A 17,860-nucleotide genomic window follows, 5' to 3' on the forward strand; every position below is an offset into this window, starting at 1 on the left:
AACGGTGTTCGGGGCGCTTGTTTTAGCGCTGTTCGCCAAAACCGCCCATGTATCGCGACCATTGAAAGCCGATCACAGCCCCCTTCAGTCTAGGAAGAAGGTAAAGCGAGAGGCCGACACTTCCAACCGCAAAGATGGTAAAAAGCGTCAAAGGCTCAGGACGCCACGTCACAAAAGCATAGTGCAGCAGCGGTATCATCAGGTGCCCAACGATCAGAATTGTCAGATAGGCTGGCGCGTCATCCGCGCGGTGGTGCTGCAACTCTTGGCGACACACAGTACAAGTGTCGTTCACCTTGAGATAGCTTTTTAGCAGCGCACCACTGCCACAATTGGGGCATTTACAGCGCCATCCACGCAACATTGCACTGCGCAACGGGCGTTCGGGGGCTTCAATAGTGATGTCTGTATCAGTGCTGGCCATCATCGATATCCTTTGTGATGCACCCTACATGCGTTGGGTTGATCATGAATTAAAGGTGACAGGATGTCCTTGCGGCGCGTTGTCGCGCAGAAAAAATTGAAATTTATGCGACGGAACCGTCTGAGTGCTCCGTTTTACTTGTGAACCGCCTAAACAATAGGCGGTCCCACGAGTAACTGGAGTAACAATATGAATATTCGAATGACACTTGTCGCAGCAGCTTTGACGGGTTTGGCCATCGGTGGCGCAGCTTATGCCAAAGGCGACAAACCACGCGGACCCAAAGTCACGTTTGAACAACTGGACACAAACCAGGATGGTCAGGTGACCGAGGCCGAAATGCAGGCACATGGTGCTGCACGTTTTGCCCAAGCGGATACAGATGGTGACGGTTTTCTTACAGAATCCGAGATCGAGGCCGCTGGCCAAGAGCGTGCGAAAAAGAAATCAGCCCGCATGATCAAACATTTGGACGCTGACAAAGACGGCAAATTGTCCGTCGAAGAAATGGGCAAACGTGGTGGCAAAGGCGACCGTTTCGCCAAACTTGACACCGACAACAGCGGTGGTCTGTCGAAAGAAGAATTCGACGCTGCGCATAAGAAAATGCGCAAAAACCGCGGTGAAGACAAGCCTGCTACTGAATAAGGCAACGGTGCGCGCGGGTGACACACTTGTTTCTCGCGCGCGGTCTCAGTAACGCTGATCGGTATGAGTATGCCCTTGGATGCAGAAATAGACACTGGCGATGATGTGCTGTTGGCGCGGTATGCACGTGGTGACGCGGCGGCGGCCCGTTTGTTGGTTGCCCGTTTGACACCCGTTGTTTTCCGCCATGCCGCCCGCGTTTTGGGTGACACAGCAGAGGCCGAGGATGTGACGCAAGAGGCCTTGGTCCGGCTCTGGAAGATCGCTCCTGATTGGGAAGCGGGCAGGGCCAAAGTCACAACGTGGCTCTATCGGATCACGGCAAATCTATGCACGGACCGTCTGCGCAAGCGGCGCGGTGTTGCGCTGGATGACATCGCCGAGCCGACGGACCCGACCCCGGGTGTTGAGGCGCAATTGCAAACGCAAGCGCGCATGGACGCCCTACAAGCCGGTTTGATGCAACTGCCGGAACGTCAACGCCAAGCGGTGATCCTTCGCCACATTGAAGGCTTGGCGAACCCGGACATTGCACAGATACTAGATATTAGCACTGAGGCCGTGGAGAGCCTGACGGCGCGTGGAAAACGCGCGTTGGCAACCATAATGGCCCCGCAACGTGACACTTTGGGATATGACGATGACACAGCCTGATCCAGATAACGCCGAAATGGCACAGCTTGACGCGCTATTTGCGCAAGCCTCGCAGGGTTCAGACATGGCCCCGAGCGAAGCATTCATGGCGCATATCTTGCAGGACGCGCTGGAACGTCAGCCTGTTGCGGTGATCGCGCAGCCTGCGTGGTGGCGTCAGATTTTGTCTGCGCTGGGGGGCTGGCAAGGTATGGGCGGTCTGGTGGCTGCGACTTGCGCGGGCTTCTGGATCGGGATCAACCCGCCAGACACAATGCCGGCGTCGTTTGAAACATTGTTAAACATGGACGCGGTTTACAGCGACACCGTAGACACCGCCGACTTGCTTGGGTTCGGCTGGGATTTGGAAGAGGGATAAGGGATGGCGCAAGATATGGATACGACAGGGCCGCCCAAATCGGGGCGCATGCCACGCTGGATCAAGATCGCTTTTGGGCTTTCGCTGGCGGCGAACCTTGCGGTGATTGGCATCGTTTCTGGCGTTGCGTTTCGAGGTGAGCCCAAAGGCCCGCGACCGGGTGGCGTTAGTGGCTATGCGGGTGCCTATATCAAAGCCCTACCGCACGAGGACCGGCGTTCAATTTTGGACGAAGTGCGCAAGTCTGGCGACGCGCGTGGCCTAAGCCGCCCGGAACGGCGCGCCTTGTTTGACGATATGCTTGCCGCCTTACGTGCGCCTGAACTGGATCGTGCCGCGGTGAATGCGGTGCTGAGCAAACAGCAAGCTGCCTCGCTTGGTCTGCAATCAAACGTGCAAGAAGAATGGTTAAATTTGGTTTCAAAGATGAATTTGGAAGATCGGCGCGCTTACGCAGACGCGGTTCAGGGCGAATTAGATCGCAAACGTGGGCCGAAAAAGGGCGGCAAGCCCTAGGCCGCAGGCTGGCTGAGCGTGACTTGATTGCGGCCATTGTTTTTGGCACGGAACAAGGCTTGGTCCGCACTTTCTAACAACAGACGCGAAGCGGTGATGTTACATTTGTTTTCAGGCGCTTGCGGATCACCAACAGCCAAACCAATCGAAACCGTGGCATGCAGAGCGGTGTTTTTGTGAGGCAATTTATAAGGCGTTTCGCCGATAATCTGGCGCAATCTACCGGCGGCCGTACGCGCAGCGGCCAAGGTCACGCCGGGCATGACAATCAGAAATTCTTCGCCGCCGATCCTTGCGATCATGTCCACAGCGCGCAGGTTTTCACGCAGCCGCCGTGCGGTTTCGATCAACACGGCGTCGCCGGCTGCATGCCCGTACACATCGTTGATCTGCTTGAAATGATCCATGTCTGCGACCATCACGGCAAACGGTTTGCCCGTCTTGGCCGCGGTTTGGGCAATTCTGTCGAGATGCGGCATGGCATATCGACGGTTATGGAGACCCGTCAATGGATCGCAAATCGCCGCTTCGAGCCCGGTGCGGACTGTCGCACGCAACTGTTCGCCGATCTTTTTACGCTGCACCAAACTGCGCAGGCGTAGGGCCAGTTCCTCGGGGTTAAAGCCATGAAACATCAGGTCATTTGCGCCCAAATCCAACGCTTGGGCAGCCACTACCGGATCGGGCGTGATCAACAAAATCAACACCCCACAGTGGCGCGTATCGCTGTGTGATCGGATGCAGGCCAGCAGGCGCATCATGTCGTTGGGGTCACCCTCCTCGATCACCAGCACGAACACATCCGGGCTTTGTCCGGCTGCGAGTTGTCCATACGGGCTGAGCGCCTTTTTGGTTGTGACCATACTCAGTTGTGTGGGCAGCAATTGACGCAGTTTCGAAAGCCAGCCGTGCATTTTTGGGGCATCATTGCTGACCAAGACGGCGCTGCCAGTCGCATCTTCGGCGTCAATGGCCGTGCTCGACAATCCCAACGCGCGAGTTGTATCGTCGCGCAGTTGCCATTCGGAACTGGATGAAAACGCGCGTACCAGGCTGCGGATGCGCGCCAGTAACAAAGTGTCATCCAAAGGGGCCGCCAGCACATCGTCTACACCTGCCTCAAGCAATGCGTGGCGGGTCGATCTGGCACCCTCGTTGTCCAGTGCGATGATCGGAACTTCGCCAATCGCGGCCTCGTCACGCAACGCACTTGCTAAGGCACCCGCGTCTCCGTCGGGCATTTGAGCTGCTGAAATAATCACGTCCGGGCAGGTTTCCAACGCGATCGCGACGGCTTCCTGGATCGTTCCAGCCTGAGAAACATCATAATATGCAGTTGATAATTTTACTTTTAGAACAATACGGTTGGTTGCAATAGGCTCGACGATCAAGATTTTGCCGTGCATCCTTCACCCTCCAATTCCGCTAGTGTTCATTCCTGTGTAAGGTTTTGTCTTTTTAGGTTAACAAAGTGTTTCTATTTATCAAAAAACGGATCGATTGATGTCATTAACGCGAGAATCCGCCGAAACGACGGCTTTGCAGGCTCTGGCTTGGTTGGCTGGAAACGAAGATCTTTTGCCTGTGTTTCTTGGGGCTACGGGGGCCAGCGAGGCTGATGTGCGCTCTGGTGCCAGCGATCCGGTGTTTCTAGGGTCCGTTTTAGACTTCTTAATGATGGATGACGCTTGGGTGATGCAGTTTTGCGATCAGGCTCAGGTTTCATACCATACCCCCATGCACGCGCGACAAATGTTGCCGGGCGGAGAGCAGGTGAGCTGGACATGACACAAACGCCCGAATTGAGCCTTCAGGGCATCATTTTTGACAAAGACGGTACACTCTTTGAATTCGCCGCAACATGGGAGGCATGGGCGCAAGCGTTCTTGCTGCGCATGACAAACGACGATCGCGCCAAGGCTCGCGAATTCGGTGCGCTGATCGGCTTTGACATGGACAGCCGCAGTTTTGCGCGCGACAGCGTGGTGATCGCGGGAACGCCGGGCGAAGTTGCAGATGCGCTGGCCCCTTGTTTTCCGGGCCGCTCGCAGGCGCAAATCCTGGACACCCTGAATGAAGAAGCCGCGATGGCCCCTCAGGTCGAGGCGGTGTCCTTGGTGCCATTCTTTGCCAGCCTGCACGCGATGGGGCTAAAAGTCGGCGTTGCAACCAATGACGCCGAAGAACCTGCCATGGCCCACCTAGGCAAAGCGGGTGTTCTGGACAGTCTGGATTTTGTTGCAGGGTTTGATAGCGGCCATGGTGCGAAACCGGGGCCCGGTCAGCTGCTGGCGTTTTGTGCCGCAACGGGCTGTGATCCGGCGCGTGTGGCGATGGTTGGCGACAGTACGCATGATCTGCGCGCGGGCAAAGCCGCCGGAATGTTACGCATCGCGGTGTTGACGGGCATGGCGGATCAAGACGATCTGGCCCCGCACGCAGATGTTGTGTTGCCTGATGTCGGGCATATTCCGGCGTGGTTGGTCGCCAACGCCTGAACCGCTGAAAACGACGTAAGCTGTCGCTAACAAGCTGGCGCTCTTGCGGGTGTGCGGCTTGGATAGGGTGAAACCTATTGGCGGAGCACACCGATGTCTGATGATACAAAACGCAAAGCACGTACGGGACCAAAAGCACGTACGGGGCGCTCTGGTGGTCGGGCAGGGGCTGCGGCGCGTCGTGGATCAGCGGTGATTGAACAGATGCCGTGGAATCCGCCAATCATGGTGGACAAACCGGTCGAGCCTTTGACGCCCGAAGGGGTGGCCGCGATCCACGACGGTGCGATGCGCATTCTCGAGGAAATCGGGATCGAATTTTTCCACCCCGAAGCGGTCGCTTTGTTAAAAGAAGCGGGCTGCACGGTGGACGGCGAAAACGTCCGCATGCGCCGTGAGTGGGTTATGGAAATGGTGGCGCTCGCCCCTAGCCAATTCGATATTACCCCACGCAATCCGGATCGCAAAATCACCGTTGGCGGCAATCACCTGAACTTTGGCAACGTGTCTTCGCCCCCGAATTACTGGGACATGGAAATCGGCACCAAGGTTCCGGGTACGCGGGAAATGTGCAAGGATTTGCTGCGCTTAACCCAGTATTTTAACTGCATCCACTTTGCGGGCGGTTATCCTGTCGAACCTGTGGATATTCACGCGTCGGTCCGGCATTTGGACGTGCTGTTCGACAAGCTGACGATTTGCGACAAGGTGATGCACGCCTACAGTTTGGGCAAGGAACGCGTTGAAGACGTGATGGAAATGGTGCGCATCGCAGGCGGGCACACGGTTGAGGAATTCGAAGCCAGTCCAAAGATGTACACCAACATCAACTCGACCTCGCCGCTAAAGCACGACTATCCGATGATGGACGGCTGGATGCGCCTTGCGCGCGCCAATCAAGCGCTGGTGGTGACGCCGTTCACGCTGGCGGGGGCAATGGCCCCTGTGACCATGTCCGGCGCTGTGGCGCAGTCGTTGGCAGAAGGTCTGTGCGCGATTGCGTTGGCCCAGTACATTCGCCCAGGCGCGTGCTGTGCGATTGGCACCTTCACATCGAACGTCGACATGAAAACCGGCGCGCCCGCGTTTGGCACACCCGAATACATGCGCGCGACGCAAATGACCGGCCAGATGGCGCGGTTTTATGGATTGCCGATGCGATCCTCGGGCGTGTGTGCGGCAAACGTGCCGGACGGGCAGGCGATGTGGGAAACGTCCAATAGCCTCTGGGCGGCTGTGCAATCGGGCACCAACATGGTGTATCACGCTGCTGGCTGGCTTGAGGGTGGATTGATTGCGTCCCCCGAAAAATTCATTATGGATTGCGAAATTTTACAACAAATCCAACGTTATTTGGACCCTGCGTTGTGGGCCACTGGCCCAGACGAGATTGCGCTGGACGCGATTAAATCGGTTGGCAACGATGGCCACTTTTTTGGCATTCAACACACCCAAGACCGCTATACTACTGCCTTTTACCAACCCTTCCTAAGTGATTGGAAGAACTACGAAGGTTGGGAAGTCGCAGGTGCTGTTTGGACGCCGGAACGCGCACATATGATGTTCAAAGAAATCGTTGCAAATTTCGAAGAACCGCCAATGGACCCGGCCATTCGTGAAGAACTAGCTGCATTTGTCGCGCGGCGCAAAGAAGAGGGCGGCGCGCCGACGGACTTCTAAAACCTTTACCTTTTTAACGATGACGTCATCGTGTTTGCACTATTTTAACGCTTTTTCGCGCATGCTTCCTCTTGGACATAAGGGCGAGACAGGTATGCATGGATTAACAAATCGCGCGATTCAGTGCTTTGTCACAGACAGCTACGGCGCATCCAAATGGGTGGAATGCGCGCAGATGGCCGACCTGGGATTCATCGATTTTGAATCGATGCTGATTTATCCAGATCAAATGACCCAAGACATCTTGAACGCGGCCAGTGCGGTTCTGGAACGGCCACGCGTGGACTTGATGGAAGATATCGGCACATATTTGGTCTCTCATACCAATACCGAAGCATTGCGGCGCTTGTTGCGTTTCGGCGGTGTTACCTTCGTTGAATTTCTACATTCTCTTGATGATTTGCCCGGCCGAACGCATCTCGCGGTTCCCGATCTGGATATGCCGCAGATCGAATTGTTGGATCATTCCGAAAGCCAGTTTTCACTGGTCTGCAAAAGCCCGGTTGAGGGGTTTGGGAACGTGATGATGGGGATCTTGCGTGCGATGGCTGATGACTACGGCGTTCTGGCGCTGTTGGAACATACAGGCAGCGGGCAGGGGGTCGAAACGATTTCGATAAACTTGGTGGTTACCGAATTTTCGGCCGGACGTAGTTTTGATTTGGGGGCACGTGTCGGATGAGTGCAGCACAAGCAATGGAACGGGTTTTGGATGTGTTATGCCCGATGCACCTCGCGTTGGATGCAACAGGGCACATCGCGCATGTGGGTCCGACGCTTAGAAAGCTGCGGCCTGACGTCGAACTGGTTGGGCAGCGTTTTTTAGAAGTGTTCATGTTGAAACGCCCGCGCGCGATCAAATCCGTCAATGACTTGCGTGCAAGTTCTGGCATGAAATTGCATTTGCAAATGCGTGACGATCCACAAACCGAACTAAAGGGTTTGTTGATTGACGGGATGGACGAACACAGGAGTATCATCAACCTGTCGTTCGGCTTTTCAGTTGTCGAAGCAGTAGGAGAGTACGGGCTGACCAGCGCCGATTTCTCATCAACTGATCTGACTATCGAAATGCTGTACCTTATCGAGGCCAAATCCGCCGCGATGGAAGCGTCGCGCAAGCTGAACCAGCGCTTGCAAGGGGCCAAGATTGCGGCAGAGGAACAAGCATTTACGGACACATTGACTGGCCTCAAAAACCGCCGCGCAATGGATCACGTTTTGGCGCGCCACTTGGAATGGGACCGGCAGTTTGCACTGATGCATCTTGATCTCGACTACTTCAAAGACGTGAATGATTCCATGGGCCATGCCGCAGGTGATCACGTTTTGCAGACGGTCGCACGCGTGATGGTCGAAGAAACTCGGGATTCGGATACGGTTGCACGTGTTGGCGGCGACGAATTCGTCATTCTATTGCCTGACATCCGCGATCAAGAGTCATTGGTCGGGATCGGAAAGCGGATCATCAAGCGACTTGAGGTGCCCATTGCGTTCCAAGGTCAAGAATGTCGTATTTCAGCGAGTATTGGAACAGTGTTTCATGAGCCAGACAGTGGGTATTCTGCCGAACAGTTGTTCGACGATGCAGATGTCGCATTATACGCCTCTAAACATGCCGGGCGCGCTCAGCAGACGTTTTACAGCCCAAGCCTTCGAAACGACGCAAGGAATACTGCGCCACCAGTTGGGCGCGAATTACCAAAATCCGCTTGACTGAATAGGGCTCGGAAAAGTTTCCGTTAAGATTCGCTGTCGCACCCCAACAAGCGGTATCCTTCAACCACACTTTGCTAATTATGAAGAGAGCAGAGCCGCTATACTTGGGGTGGGTGTGACGCCGTGAGCGTCAGATTGGATTCCGAACTACAGACAAGTGTGTTGAAAAACGCGTTAGGTGACATGTGTGAACTACGACTAGATTTCTTTTTCGTAGAATGTCGCATTCTTGTGAATTTGCGTCCTCAATGAAAGAGGCCTCAGAACAACGAAAAGAACGATCTAGACGATACATGAAAAATAATATGACGTGTCTTTCGCACAAATAGTAATATTAGCTTCCGCTATTCTGGACAGTCAGATTCAAAGTGGCAGTCACCAAATCGCGCCCATCATCAGTCATCGAAACTAGAGGGAGTACCATGGTAGCCCGTAGGGGAGTTGAACCCCTCTTTCCTGGTTGAAAACCAGATGTCCTAACCGATAGACGAACGGGCCACGCTTGGTGAGGGGTTCATAAGACAATCATGGCCAATGGCGCAACCCAAAAAAACATCATTTTAGAGGATTTTTTTCTCAAGCGCGTGCGGCGTCCTCTAGACGCAGCTGTACGCTCTGGCGTCCACGGAAAGTATTGATGTCCAACCGTCCTGCCAAATGAAAGCGCGCACCGCCATGTTGTTCAATTGCAGGGCCTAGGTTTGTGTCAAAAGCACCGAATGCAATGGCCTCCATGCGCGTGCCGCCAGCGTCACCAAAGCTAACTTTTAGGTGGTTTTCGCCGACTCTCTTGGCAAAAAACACCTGCATATCGGCAAATGCGTAGCGCGGCCCGGAGGCACCTGCACCATATGGGCCTGCTTGTTCGATGTGTTCGCACAGGGGCACGGTGGCCGCTGCAGGCATCAATGTTCCGTCCAGTCGCAGGTCTGCGGCTCCGATCGTGTCGGCGCCTTGTTTGGCAAGCAATTCGCCCAAACGTTCCATCGCAGCGTCAATTTTATCTTCGGCGACAGTTAACCCGGCAGCCATTTTGTGCCCACCGCCTTTGATCAGCAGCCCTTCGGATGCCAATCGTTGAATCGGGGCACCTAAATCGATTCCCGAAACGGACCGACCTGACCCTTTTCCGATGCCGTCTTCGACGCCGATGACGATTGCGGGACGGTTGGCTTTTTCTTTGAGGCGAGAGGCAACGATGCCGACGACGCCGGGATGCCAGCCCGCGCCCGAGGCCCAAGCCAGCGGTGCGTCAAAGCCACGTTCGCTGGCTTGTTCAAGGGCGGCGGCGCGCACGGCTGCTTCGATGTCGCGCCGTTCTGTGTTGAGCATGTCGAGGCGTTCGGCCATGGCGGATGCTTCGTGTTCATTGTCGGTTGCGAGCAAGCGCGCGCCAAGGTCGGCTTTGCCGATGCGCCCACCTGCGTTCACGCGCGGTCCAAGCAAAAAGCCAAGGTGGTAGGAGGACGGTGCGGTGTCCATCCGTGCGACATCTGCCAACGCGGCCAATCCGGGGCGGTCGCGGCGCGCCATCACGCGCAACCCTTGGCGTACAAATGCGCGGTTCACGCCAACCAACGGGGCAACGTCGGCCACAGTTGCCAGGGCAACAAGATCGAGCAACGCCATCAGGTCAGGGCCCTTTGCGCCTGCTTCGCGCATTTGACGCCCCGCCTCGACCAGCATTAGAAATACAACGCCAGCTGCGCAAAGATGCGCCAACGCGCCGTCTTCGTCTTGACGGTTTGGGTTCACGACAGCGAGCGCTTCGGGCAAAGTTTCGCTGCCCAGGTGGTGATCAAGAACGATCACGTCGGCACCTTTGGCTGCGGCAATCGGACCGTGCGATAGGGTGCCGCAATCGACGCAGATGATCAAGTCATGTTTGGCGGCCAGCGCTGCCATTGCCTCGTCGTTGGGGCCATAGCCCTCGTCGATGCGGTCAGGAATGTAAAGGGTTGCCTGCATGCCAAGGGTGCGCAGCCAAACGATAAGAAGGGCCGCAGAACTACCACCGTCGACGTCATAATCTGCAAAGATTGCAATGCGCTGGCGTGACCGAACAGCCGCTAAAAACCGGCCTGCCGCCTTTTCCATGTCGCGCAAACTGCGTGGATCAGGCAATAAATCGCGCAAGGACGGTTCTAAAAATGCTGCTGCATCTGCGGCGTCTACCCCGCGGCGCGCCAAAACTTGGGCGACGGGGCGCGGTAGATCGGTTTGCTGTGCAATCGCTTCGGCGGCGCGGTCAACCTCGACAGGCGGGCCAACCCAGCGCCGCCCCGTCAAAGATGCTTCAACCCCCAGAAACGCCGCAGAAACTGACATTTTCCTAGTCTTCGATCGGGGTGCGGTAGTTCATGCGACGGACCGATCCGGTGCGCGAACGCATCAGCAATGTTTCGCAGGTCAGCCACCCGACTTCGCGTTCAACCGCTGGCAGCAATGATCCGCCAGTCACGCCTGTCGCGGCAAAGATCACGTCTTGGGTGACCAGTTCGTCGCGGGTGTAGACGCGGTCGAAGTCGGTGATTCCTGCTTTGGCGGCGCGCCCACGTTCGTCGTCGTTGCGAAACACGAGGCGACCGTAAAATTGCCCACCCATGCATTTCAGAGCTGCTGCAGCCAAAACACCTTCGGGTGCGCCGCCTTCGCCCATGTACATGTCGATGCCCGTGCCCGGTTCGGAACAGTGCATGACGCCTGCAACATCGCCGTCGGTGATCAGGCGGATCGCTGCACCCGTGGCGCGGATTTCAGCGATCATTGTTTCGTGGCGCGGGCGTTCCAGAACGCAGACAGTGATGTCGGACGTGGTGCAACCTTTGGCCTTGGCCAGTGCCTCGACCCGCTGTGTCGGCGTCATTTCCATCGTGACGGTATCAACATCATAGCCCGGCCCGATCGCCAGTTTGTCCATGTAGGTGTCAGGCGCGTGCAGCATGGATCCGCGTGGACCCATCGCAATGACGGTCAGCGCGTTTGGCATGTCTTTGGCCGTCAGCGTGGTGCCTTCGAGCGGGTCCAGCGCGATGTCGACGCCAGGGCCATTGCCGGTGCCGACCTCTTCGCCGATGTACAGCATCGGGGCTTCGTCACGTTCGCCTTCGCCGATGACCACGACGCCTGCGATGTCCAGCAGGTTCAGCTGTTCGCGCATGGCGTTCACGGCCGCCTGATCCGCGGCTTTTTCATCGCCGTGTCCGACCAGTTTGGCCGAGGCCAAAGCAGCGGCTTCGGAAACGCGGGCAAGGCCCAGCGACAACATACGATCTTGAAATTGCGAAGAAGCATCCATGCCAGAAATCCTTAGTGGGTGTGTTTGTTTGGGCGTGTGTAGCGAGGCGGGTGGCCTCGCACAACTATGGTAGCGCTGTCACAACTCTTCGATGCGCAATGCAACCGGTGCTCCGGCCAGAACGCCCGTGGTTTCCATCGCTTGCAACGCGTTTTCGATTGAGGCACTTGCCGTCTTGTGCGTGACGATCAAAACGGGGGCGGCGGTGTCGGCGTGTCCGTACTGGCGCATGCGGTCGATGCTGACGCCGGCCTCGCCCAGAACGGTGGCGATTTTGGCCAATGCACCTGGTTTGTCGACCAAACCCATGCGCAAATAGTAGGGCGCAGGGGCGGTGGACACGGCAGGTTGGCTGGTGGTCAACGTGTCGGCAGGAACGCCAAAGACTGGAATATTCAGGCCACGTGCGATGTCGCAAACGTCTGCCATCACAGCACTTGCGGTTGGCCCCATGCCGGCACCGGGCCCGCGCAGCACAACTTGCTCAATCGAGTCGCCCTCGATCACGACCATGTTCGTGCCGCCCTGAAGCTGCCCTAGCGGTGAAGACGCTGGCACGAGGCACGGCTGCATGCGCTGTTCCAGCCCACGACCGGTCATTTGGGCGACGCCCAGCAGTTTGATTTTGTAACCCATGTCGGCGGCGGCGGTGATGTCTTCGATGCTGACACGTTCGATCCCCTCTAGGGTGATGCCGTCGAAATCGACCTTGGTGCCAAAGGCGATGGACGACAGGATCGCCAATTTGTGCGCGGCATCGATGCCACCGACGTCCAGCTGCGGATCAGCCTCGAGGTAGCCAAGCCCGTCGGCTTCGGCAAAAATTTCTTGGTAATTCAGGCCCGAATCTTCCATCCGCGTCAGGATGTAGTTGCACGAGCCGTTCATCACACCCATCACGCGGGTGATGTCGTTGCCTGCTAGGCCTTCGGTCAGTGCTTTGATCACGGGGATGCCGCCACACACTGCGGCCTCGTAACGCAAGGATACCTTAGCGGTTTCAGCGGCTTCGGCCAATGCTTGGCCGTGCATCGCCAGCATCGCTTTGTTCGCTGTGATCACGTGTTTGCCTGCGGCGATGGCGGCCTCTGTTGCGGCTTTGGCCGGTCCGTCTGATCCGCCCATCAGTTCCACAAATACATCGACATCGTCGCGGGTGGCCAATGCGACTGGGTCATCTTCCCACGCGTAGCCTGACAATAGGACGCCGCGGTCTTTGTCTTTGGAACGCGCTGACACGGCGCTGATCGAGATATCGCGGCCTGTGCGTGCTGTCAGCATCGCTGCATGTTGGCGGATGATTTTTACTACGCCGACACCAACTGTGCCCAATCCTGCGATCCCAAGACGAAGAGGCTGCGACATATCAGTTATCCTTAGACAAATAGGGCAAATCGGTGGTTATTTGACTGCCGCGTGTAACGGGTTCGCGGCCCCCATGCAACGGAGCAATTCAGGTGCCATCAACGCCGTTTTGCATGCGTCTGCGGGTCGAGGCATCAACAACCGTTCCGCGCAGGCGATCAGCGCGATTGCGCAAATTGGCAAGGCGCGCGTTCAGCGTATTAACGGTGTCTTCGGGCGTGCCATTTCGCGGTTCTGTTTGGGCCAACAAGCCTTGCACAGGCACCAAATCGGGATAATCCGCGTCCTGTGCACCCGTTGACAATGCACTGTCCAGCTCTGGAAACTGGGTGCATCCGGCAAGGGACAAGATCATGGCAAAGGCAAATGGGCGCATCTGGGCAGGGTCCACGTTGGGCCAGAGAAATTGCTCGTCTGGTGCTATCTTGATGCACGAGGTGTCGTGTGCGTGCAAGTCATGCTTGGTTCTGAACATCTGTTCAGTTAAGAGCATGGCATGGCGCGCACAGCAGGATCACATTCGGGCATCACTGGCCCAAAAGTACGACAAACGGCTTTGCGTCTGTTTGCCGAGCACGGTTATGCCGCAGTGTCGATGCGCCAAATCGCAGGCGAAGTTGGCGTGCAGGCAGGGGCACTTTACAACTACACCCCTGATAAACAAAGCCTTTTGTTTGATCTGATGCAGGCACACATGGTGGAATTGATGGCCGCGATGCCACAGGATTCCAGCCTTGCCCCGATCGACCAGCTAGAAGCATTTGTGCGCTTTCACATTGCGTTTCACCACGATCGCCCCGATGCGGTGTTCATCGCCTACATGGAACTGCGCAATTTGTCAGAACCGAATTTTGCTGTGATCGAGGACATGCGCCGCAGCTACGAAGAACGCCTGCGCGCGATTTTGACCGCCGGGCAGGGCATAGGGGCGTGGGATGTGGCGGACGCCCAGATCGCGAGCTTTGCCGTAATTGCCATGCTGACCGGCGTGAATACGTGGTTTCGCAGCGGCGGGCGGCTGCGTCTTGATCAAGTCCAAGATCAATATTGGCACATGGTGCGCAACGCGGTTGGTGCCAGCTAAGGGATGCCCCAGCTGGCTGATTTCAGGACGCTAATGTGCAGGTTTGATGAACGTCCCGTTCTGTAAATCGCGCATCGCCTGTTGCAGTTCGGCCTGCGTGTTCATCACAATCGGTCCGTGCCACGCGACAGGCTCATCGATGGGCGCGCCTGAAATCAGCAAGAACCGCAGCCCATTTTCGCCAGCCTGAACCGTGACTTCGTCGCCGGTGCCAAAGCGGATCAGCGTACGATCCCCTGACATGTCGCGGATGTTGACCTCTTGGCCGCCGACTTCTTTTTCCAACAAGACACCCGTGGGTGCAGAGGCATCGGCGAACGCACCGGCCCCTTCGAACACATACGCGAACGCGCGGCGGTAAGTGTCGATACGGAATGTCTTTTTCACGCCTGCAGGCACCGAGATGTCCAGATACTGCGGGTCTGCCGCGATCCCGTCGACAGGCCCGGTTTTTCCCCAAAACGCGCCGGTGATGATGCGCACGTGCACGCCGTCGTCGTCCGTGACTTCGGGAATGTCAGCGGCCGTGACGTCCTGATAACGTGGTGCCGTCATCTTTTGCGCGGCAGGCAGGTTGCCCCACAACTGAAAGCCATGCATTTGACCGCGTGCGTTTCCATGCGGCATTTCTTGGTGCAAAATTCCTGATCCGGCGGTCATCCATTGCACGTCACCTGCCCCCAGACTGCCATCATTGCCCAGCGAATCTGCGTGATCAACGGTTCCTGCTAAAACATAGGTAATGGTTTCAATCCCACGGTGGGGGTGCCACGGAAAACCTTTTTCGAAATCGCGCGGGTGTTCGTTGCGAAAATCATCGAACAGCAGGAACGGATCCAATTCTGACGGGTCTTGAAAACCGAATGCGCGGTGTAATTTGACGCCTGCGCCTTCCAGTGTCGGCTGGGCGGCGCGGGTTTCGAGAGTGGGCCTAAGGGACATGTGGAAAACTCCTGATCGATGGTGCGTTGATCGATAGATAAACGACACATGCGCGCCCACAATTGGCGCTTACGCAGGACGTCTGTGCATCTATGCGGCGAAGGAGTGACGGGAACCACCGCAGCCGGTTGGTTCTGTGTTCCCGAGGACCTGTATGTACAGGTGGGTGCCAGGTAACTAGGCCAGGGCCAGGACAGAGCCAGCTCCCTCGGAAATGCTTAAGGCCACTGGAACGTAACCAATGATCGAGAAGGGCAGAACCCGTCCCGTCCAAGTTAAGGTGCCGCCCCGCTTAGGGCAAGGGCGGCATCATAAATATCAGCTGTTTATCTTACGCCACTTGGGCATACAGCGCGCCCAAAAATCCGTGCCAACCCTTATCGAGCGCATAAAGCAGCCCAACGGCCTCGGCGCTATCGAGCAATCCGTGGTGTTCCAGCGTCAAGCGCGTGCCGCCTTGAATGGGGGTCAGATGCCAATCCACATCGGTCATGCGCCCATTCAGCGGCCCAACACTAAACGCCCATTTCATATGGCTGTGTGGCGTTGCGGTTTGCACGGAACCATAGCACATGCGTTCGCCGTCTTTTGCGCTGACAAGGGTGAATTCCTGTCCTTCGACCAGATCGGCCTTGGCAGGATGAAACCACGTGCCCAGCAGTTTGGCGTCTGTCAGATGCGCCCAGACGGTTTCGGGATCAGCGGCGACAAAGATAGATTTGCGGATTGTTGTGTCGGTCATTGGCTTCAGTCCTTTGATTCGATTGCAGATTTAAGGCTGCTCAGTTTTTCGTCCCAGAATTGTTCGAAGAAACCGATCCAGTCGCGCAGGGGTTCAAGCCCATTGGGATCAAGCGCGTTCAAACGTTCGCGCCCTTGTGTGCGCGTGGTGATAAGCCCGCCGTCGCTGAGCACGGTCAGGTGCTTTTTCACGGCGGCGCGGGTCATATCAAAGTGGGTTGTGAGGCCGGCGATGGTTTGTTCGCCACCCGCCAGCAGGTGCAGAATGTCGCGCCGCGTGGGGTCGGCCAGTGCGCGAAATCCGGTTTGGATGTTTGGGGGCATTTGATATCCGATACTTCTTGGTATCTCTTTTATAGGATACCTTTTGGTATCACTTCAAGCTCTTGATTTTTGTTCTGCCTTTGTTCATGCTTGATCAATGGAATTGAACACACTTGAAACCCTGGCCCCCGGTCAAAAACTGGCACGTGGTGTCGCGCGTCACTTGTCCAGCTTAGGCCTTGTTTCTATAGAAGAATTTGTGCCTGCACGCGGGCTGCGTGTAGACGTCATCGCCCTAACACCCAAAGGCGAAATTTGGGTTGTGGAATGCAAATCCAGCCGCGCTGATTTCCAGACCGACAACAAATGGCAAGGCTATCTGGAATGGTGCGACCGGTTTTTCTGGGCCGTTGATTCGGAGTTTCCAGTAGACTTGTTGCCTGATGAAACTGGCCTGATTATTGCGGACGCTTACGACGCAGAAATCATTCGCATGTCCCCGACAGACAAAATCGCGCCAGCGCGTCGCAAGGTGATGGTGCAGAAATTCGCCACCCATGCCGCACGACGATTGCAGGCACTACGTGACCCGGGTGCCGGGATCAGCTTTTGATTCGGAACAAAATGGTGAATAATTTTGGGGGCTGAGGCGTTTACGTGATGCACGACACCGGCGTGCCGGTCGTTTTGCACCACCAAAGCCTTGGATGCCGCCCCCAAAGCAGGCATTCAAGGCGACTGATGCCTCGTCAATGACGTTCGAAATGAACTATTTGACCACGCGTGCGGCGGCCGCCGCAGCTAGGATTTCTTCAGCGATTTCTTCGGCTTCTTCAGGTTCAAAATCCATCGGGACTTCGACGCCTTGGGATTCGATAAAGATGCGCACCATGCCTTGATCGGTTGGCCCGATTTGCATGTTTGCTTCGATGTCGCGTTCGCTGTTGATACCCATGGCGGTCCCCTTTGTTGATAAGGATGGGTAGCGATTGAGCCGTTGAAACGCAAGCGACGCTGGGGCATTCTGCACGTATGAGTACTGCGAATGTCCGACGCTTTAGACCCGATGACACCGATTGGCTGGTAGAACAACACGGGCTGCACTATGCGCGCGACGAAGGGTTCGACGACACATTTGGCCCGCTTGTTGCGTCAATTCTGGCTGAGTTTAATCGCGACCATGATCCGGTTTGCGAACGTGGCTGGATTGCTGAAATGGATGGGGTTCGCTTGGGATCTATCTTTTGTGTGCGTTTGAACGATGACACCGCAAAGCTGCGGTTGTTCATGTTGACCCCGGATGCGCGTGGGCAGGGATTGGGCAAACGCTTGCTTGCGCAGTGTATGGGGTTTGCTGAAAACACCGGATATGCGGGAATGCAATTGTGGACCCACGAAAGCCACCGTGCTGCTTGCGCGCTTTATGCCGCGAAAGGTTGGACGCTAACGGCATCTGAACCCGTCCATTCGTTTGGTTGCGATTTGGTCGAGCAGACATGGATCTATCGATTTTGAAAATTATCGCTTTTGATGCACTTGCATTTGGTGAAAGAGGCAGTTAAATCCCCACGAAGTGCCGCCTTAGCTCAGTTGGTTAGAGCGCCTGATTGTGGATCAGGAGGTCCCTGGTTCGAGACCAGGAGGTGGTACCACTATAACCAAAGCCCCG

The 17,860-nt window shown here is 56.3% G+C and carries 22 protein-coding genes and 2 tRNA genes; 13 read left to right on the forward strand and 11 right to left on the reverse strand.

The features are described from left to right. Window positions 1–22: 22 nt before the first annotated feature. On the reverse strand, window positions 23–424 hold the full coding sequence (locus tag ACFIO0_RS02385) for a DUF983 domain-containing protein (protein WP_390913236.1): 402 nt from the start codon (window positions 422–424) through the stop codon (window positions 23–25). Window positions 425–613: 189 nt separating this feature from the next. On the opposite strand from ACFIO0_RS02385, the gene ACFIO0_RS02390 reads away from it, so the two are divergent. The 4 genes from ACFIO0_RS02390 to ACFIO0_RS02405 all read left to right on the forward strand — a co-directional run bounded on the left by ACFIO0_RS02390 (window position 614) and on the right by ACFIO0_RS02405 (window position 2,600). Further along, window positions 614–1,072 carry an EF-hand domain-containing protein gene (locus ACFIO0_RS02390; RefSeq protein ID WP_390913238.1) on the forward strand — a complete coding sequence of 153 codons (459 nt, stop codon included), beginning with the start codon at window positions 614–616 and terminating at the stop codon, window positions 1,070–1,072. Between the two features lie 63 nt (window positions 1,073–1,135). Next, window positions 1,136–1,726 carry an RNA polymerase sigma factor gene (locus ACFIO0_RS02395; RefSeq protein ID WP_390913240.1) on the forward strand — a complete coding sequence of 197 codons (591 nt, stop codon included), beginning with the start codon at window positions 1,136–1,138 and terminating at the stop codon, window positions 1,724–1,726. Beyond that, the gene (locus ACFIO0_RS02400) at window positions 1,713–2,084 is read left to right on the forward strand and encodes a hypothetical protein (RefSeq protein ID WP_390913242.1); all 372 of its coding nucleotides are present in this window, start codon (window positions 1,713–1,715) and stop codon (window positions 2,082–2,084) included. Before ACFIO0_RS02395 ends, ACFIO0_RS02400 begins: the two co-directional genes overlap by 14 nt. Before the next feature lie 3 nt (window positions 2,085–2,087). Then, complete coding sequence (locus tag ACFIO0_RS02405) at window positions 2,088–2,600, forward strand: periplasmic heavy metal sensor (RefSeq protein ID WP_390913244.1); 513 nt, start codon at window positions 2,088–2,090, stop codon at window positions 2,598–2,600. Here ACFIO0_RS02405 and ACFIO0_RS02410 read toward each other — a convergent pair. Beyond that, window positions 2,597–4,006: a diguanylate cyclase gene (locus tag ACFIO0_RS02410; protein WP_390913246.1), complete on the reverse strand. Its 1,410-nt coding sequence runs from the start codon at window positions 4,004–4,006 to the stop codon at window positions 2,597–2,599. The genes ACFIO0_RS02405 and ACFIO0_RS02410 overlap by 4 nt on opposite strands. Before the next feature lie 97 nt (window positions 4,007–4,103). Here ACFIO0_RS02410 and ACFIO0_RS02415 point away from each other — a divergent pair, with 97 nt between their 5' ends. From ACFIO0_RS02415 to ACFIO0_RS02435, 5 genes are all read left to right on the forward strand, one after another. Continuing rightward, window positions 4,104–4,388, forward strand: coding sequence for a DUF3572 family protein (locus tag ACFIO0_RS02415; RefSeq protein ID WP_390913248.1), 285 nt, complete (start codon window positions 4,104–4,106; stop codon window positions 4,386–4,388). Next, entirely contained in the window at window positions 4,385–5,098 is a 714-nt protein-coding gene (locus tag ACFIO0_RS02420) for an HAD-IA family hydrolase (protein ID WP_390913250.1), read from the forward strand. The genes ACFIO0_RS02415 and ACFIO0_RS02420 overlap by 4 nt, the downstream gene beginning before the upstream one ends. A gap of 93 nt (window positions 5,099–5,191) precedes the next feature. Beyond that, window positions 5,192–6,778, forward strand: coding sequence for a trimethylamine methyltransferase family protein (locus ACFIO0_RS02425; RefSeq protein WP_390913252.1), 1,587 nt, complete (start codon window positions 5,192–5,194; stop codon window positions 6,776–6,778). Between the two features lie 94 nt (window positions 6,779–6,872). Continuing rightward, window positions 6,873–7,460, forward strand: coding sequence for a heme NO-binding domain-containing protein (locus ACFIO0_RS02430; protein WP_390913254.1), 588 nt, complete (start codon window positions 6,873–6,875; stop codon window positions 7,458–7,460). Further along, window positions 7,457–8,494: a diguanylate cyclase domain-containing protein gene (locus tag ACFIO0_RS02435; RefSeq protein WP_390913256.1), complete on the forward strand. Its 1,038-nt coding sequence runs from the start codon at window positions 7,457–7,459 to the stop codon at window positions 8,492–8,494. Before ACFIO0_RS02430 ends, ACFIO0_RS02435 begins: the two co-directional genes overlap by 4 nt. 426 nt (window positions 8,495–8,920) lie before the next feature. On the opposite strand, the gene ACFIO0_RS02440 is transcribed toward ACFIO0_RS02435, so the two are convergent. The 5 genes from ACFIO0_RS02440 to ACFIO0_RS02460 form a co-directional block, all read right to left on the reverse strand. Then, a tRNA-Glu gene (locus ACFIO0_RS02440) sits at window positions 8,921–8,995 on the reverse strand. Window positions 8,996–9,073: 78 nt separating this feature from the next. Next, window positions 9,074–10,825 carry a single-stranded-DNA-specific exonuclease RecJ gene (gene recJ / locus ACFIO0_RS02445; protein WP_390913258.1) on the reverse strand — a complete coding sequence of 584 codons (1,752 nt, stop codon included), beginning with the start codon at window positions 10,823–10,825 and terminating at the stop codon, window positions 9,074–9,076. 4 nt (window positions 10,826–10,829) lie between these two features. After that, complete coding sequence (gene glpX, locus ACFIO0_RS02450) at window positions 10,830–11,795, reverse strand: class II fructose-bisphosphatase (RefSeq protein ID WP_390913260.1); 966 nt, start codon at window positions 11,793–11,795, stop codon at window positions 10,830–10,832. 78 nt (window positions 11,796–11,873) lie between these two features. After that, window positions 11,874–13,160, reverse strand: coding sequence for a homoserine dehydrogenase (locus ACFIO0_RS02455; protein WP_390913262.1), 1,287 nt, complete (start codon window positions 13,158–13,160; stop codon window positions 11,874–11,876). 88 nt (window positions 13,161–13,248) lie between these two features. Then, entirely contained in the window at window positions 13,249–13,653 is a 405-nt protein-coding gene (locus tag ACFIO0_RS02460) for a hypothetical protein (RefSeq protein WP_390913264.1), read from the reverse strand. Window positions 13,654–13,656: 3 nt separating this feature from the next. Here ACFIO0_RS02460 and ACFIO0_RS02465 point away from each other — a divergent pair, with 3 nt between their 5' ends. Then, window positions 13,657–14,244 carry a TetR family transcriptional regulator gene (locus ACFIO0_RS02465; protein ID WP_390913266.1) on the forward strand — a complete coding sequence of 196 codons (588 nt, stop codon included), beginning with the start codon at window positions 13,657–13,659 and terminating at the stop codon, window positions 14,242–14,244. Window positions 14,245–14,274: 30 nt separating this feature from the next. Here ACFIO0_RS02465 and ACFIO0_RS02470 read toward each other — a convergent pair whose 3' ends face one another. From ACFIO0_RS02470 to ACFIO0_RS02480, 3 genes are all read right to left on the reverse strand, one after another. Beyond that, on the reverse strand, window positions 14,275–15,186 hold the full coding sequence (locus ACFIO0_RS02470) for a pirin family protein (RefSeq protein WP_390913268.1): 912 nt from the start codon (window positions 15,184–15,186) through the stop codon (window positions 14,275–14,277). A 331-nt stretch (window positions 15,187–15,517) separates the two neighbouring features. After that, entirely contained in the window at window positions 15,518–15,928 is a 411-nt protein-coding gene (locus tag ACFIO0_RS02475; protein ID WP_390913270.1) for an SRPBCC domain-containing protein, read from the reverse strand. A 5-nt stretch (window positions 15,929–15,933) separates the two neighbouring features. After that, window positions 15,934–16,251, reverse strand: coding sequence for a metalloregulator ArsR/SmtB family transcription factor (locus ACFIO0_RS02480; protein ID WP_390913272.1), 318 nt, complete (start codon window positions 16,249–16,251; stop codon window positions 15,934–15,936). Between the two features lie 97 nt (window positions 16,252–16,348). Here ACFIO0_RS02480 and ACFIO0_RS02485 point away from each other — a divergent pair, with 97 nt between their 5' ends. After that, window positions 16,349–16,804, forward strand: coding sequence for an MmcB family DNA repair protein (locus tag ACFIO0_RS02485; protein ID WP_390913274.1), 456 nt, complete (start codon window positions 16,349–16,351; stop codon window positions 16,802–16,804). A gap of 156 nt (window positions 16,805–16,960) precedes the next feature. On the opposite strand, the gene ACFIO0_RS02490 is transcribed toward ACFIO0_RS02485, so the two are convergent. After that, window positions 16,961–17,146, reverse strand: coding sequence for a DUF6324 family protein (locus tag ACFIO0_RS02490; RefSeq protein ID WP_390913276.1), 186 nt, complete (start codon window positions 17,144–17,146; stop codon window positions 16,961–16,963). Window positions 17,147–17,223: 77 nt separating this feature from the next. On the opposite strand from ACFIO0_RS02490, the gene ACFIO0_RS02495 reads away from it, so the two are divergent. Both ACFIO0_RS02495 and ACFIO0_RS02500 read left to right on the forward strand, forming a co-directional pair. Further along, window positions 17,224–17,706: a GNAT family N-acetyltransferase gene (locus ACFIO0_RS02495; protein ID WP_390913277.1), complete on the forward strand. Its 483-nt coding sequence runs from the start codon at window positions 17,224–17,226 to the stop codon at window positions 17,704–17,706. 60 nt (window positions 17,707–17,766) lie between these two features. Further along, window positions 17,767–17,843: transfer RNA gene (locus ACFIO0_RS02500), tRNA-His, on the forward strand. Window positions 17,844–17,860 lie beyond the last annotated feature (17 nt).

The organism is Pseudosulfitobacter sp. SM2401, from assembly GCF_042932805.1.
Classification (GTDB): domain Bacteria; phylum Pseudomonadota; class Alphaproteobacteria; order Rhodobacterales; family Rhodobacteraceae; genus Ascidiaceihabitans.

Coding starts and splice junctions, on each gene's coding strand:
- ACFIO0_RS02460 (WP_390913264.1), bottom strand. CDS start 13,653: ATGCTCTTAACTGAACAGATGTTCAGAACCAAGCATGACTTGCACGCA.
- ACFIO0_RS02400 (WP_390913242.1), top strand. CDS start 1,713: ATGACACAGCCTGATCCAGATAACGCCGAAATGGCACAGCTTGACGCG.
- ACFIO0_RS02480 (WP_390913272.1), bottom strand. CDS start 16,251: ATGCCCCCAAACATCCAAACCGGATTTCGCGCACTGGCCGACCCCACG.
- ACFIO0_RS02415 (WP_390913248.1), top strand. CDS start 4,104: ATGTCATTAACGCGAGAATCCGCCGAAACGACGGCTTTGCAGGCTCTG.
- ACFIO0_RS02420 (WP_390913250.1), top strand. CDS start 4,385: ATGACACAAACGCCCGAATTGAGCCTTCAGGGCATCATTTTTGACAAA.
- ACFIO0_RS02465 (WP_390913266.1), top strand. CDS start 13,657: ATGGCGCGCACAGCAGGATCACATTCGGGCATCACTGGCCCAAAAGTA.
- ACFIO0_RS02395 (WP_390913240.1), top strand. CDS start 1,136: ATGAGTATGCCCTTGGATGCAGAAATAGACACTGGCGATGATGTGCTG.
- ACFIO0_RS02385 (WP_390913236.1), bottom strand. CDS start 424: ATGGCCAGCACTGATACAGACATCACTATTGAAGCCCCCGAACGCCCG.
- ACFIO0_RS02490 (WP_390913276.1), bottom strand. CDS start 17,146: ATGGGTATCAACAGCGAACGCGACATCGAAGCAAACATGCAAATCGGG.
- ACFIO0_RS02455 (WP_390913262.1), bottom strand. CDS start 13,160: ATGTCGCAGCCTCTTCGTCTTGGGATCGCAGGATTGGGCACAGTTGGT.
- ACFIO0_RS02475 (WP_390913270.1), bottom strand. CDS start 15,928: ATGACCGACACAACAATCCGCAAATCTATCTTTGTCGCCGCTGATCCC.
- glpX (WP_390913260.1), bottom strand. CDS start 11,795: ATGGATGCTTCTTCGCAATTTCAAGATCGTATGTTGTCGCTGGGCCTT.
- recJ (WP_390913258.1), bottom strand. CDS start 10,825: ATGTCAGTTTCTGCGGCGTTTCTGGGGGTTGAAGCATCTTTGACGGGG.
- ACFIO0_RS02410 (WP_390913246.1), bottom strand. CDS start 4,006: ATGCACGGCAAAATCTTGATCGTCGAGCCTATTGCAACCAACCGTATT.
- ACFIO0_RS02390 (WP_390913238.1), top strand. CDS start 614: ATGAATATTCGAATGACACTTGTCGCAGCAGCTTTGACGGGTTTGGCC.
- ACFIO0_RS02405 (WP_390913244.1), top strand. CDS start 2,088: ATGGCGCAAGATATGGATACGACAGGGCCGCCCAAATCGGGGCGCATG.
- ACFIO0_RS02495 (WP_390913277.1), top strand. CDS start 17,224: ATGAGTACTGCGAATGTCCGACGCTTTAGACCCGATGACACCGATTGG.
- ACFIO0_RS02470 (WP_390913268.1), bottom strand. CDS start 15,186: ATGTCCCTTAGGCCCACTCTCGAAACCCGCGCCGCCCAGCCGACACTG.
- ACFIO0_RS02430 (WP_390913254.1), top strand. CDS start 6,873: ATGCATGGATTAACAAATCGCGCGATTCAGTGCTTTGTCACAGACAGC.
- ACFIO0_RS02425 (WP_390913252.1), top strand. CDS start 5,192: ATGTCTGATGATACAAAACGCAAAGCACGTACGGGACCAAAAGCACGT.
- ACFIO0_RS02485 (WP_390913274.1), top strand. CDS start 16,349: ATGGAATTGAACACACTTGAAACCCTGGCCCCCGGTCAAAAACTGGCA.
- ACFIO0_RS02435 (WP_390913256.1), top strand. CDS start 7,457: ATGAGTGCAGCACAAGCAATGGAACGGGTTTTGGATGTGTTATGCCCG.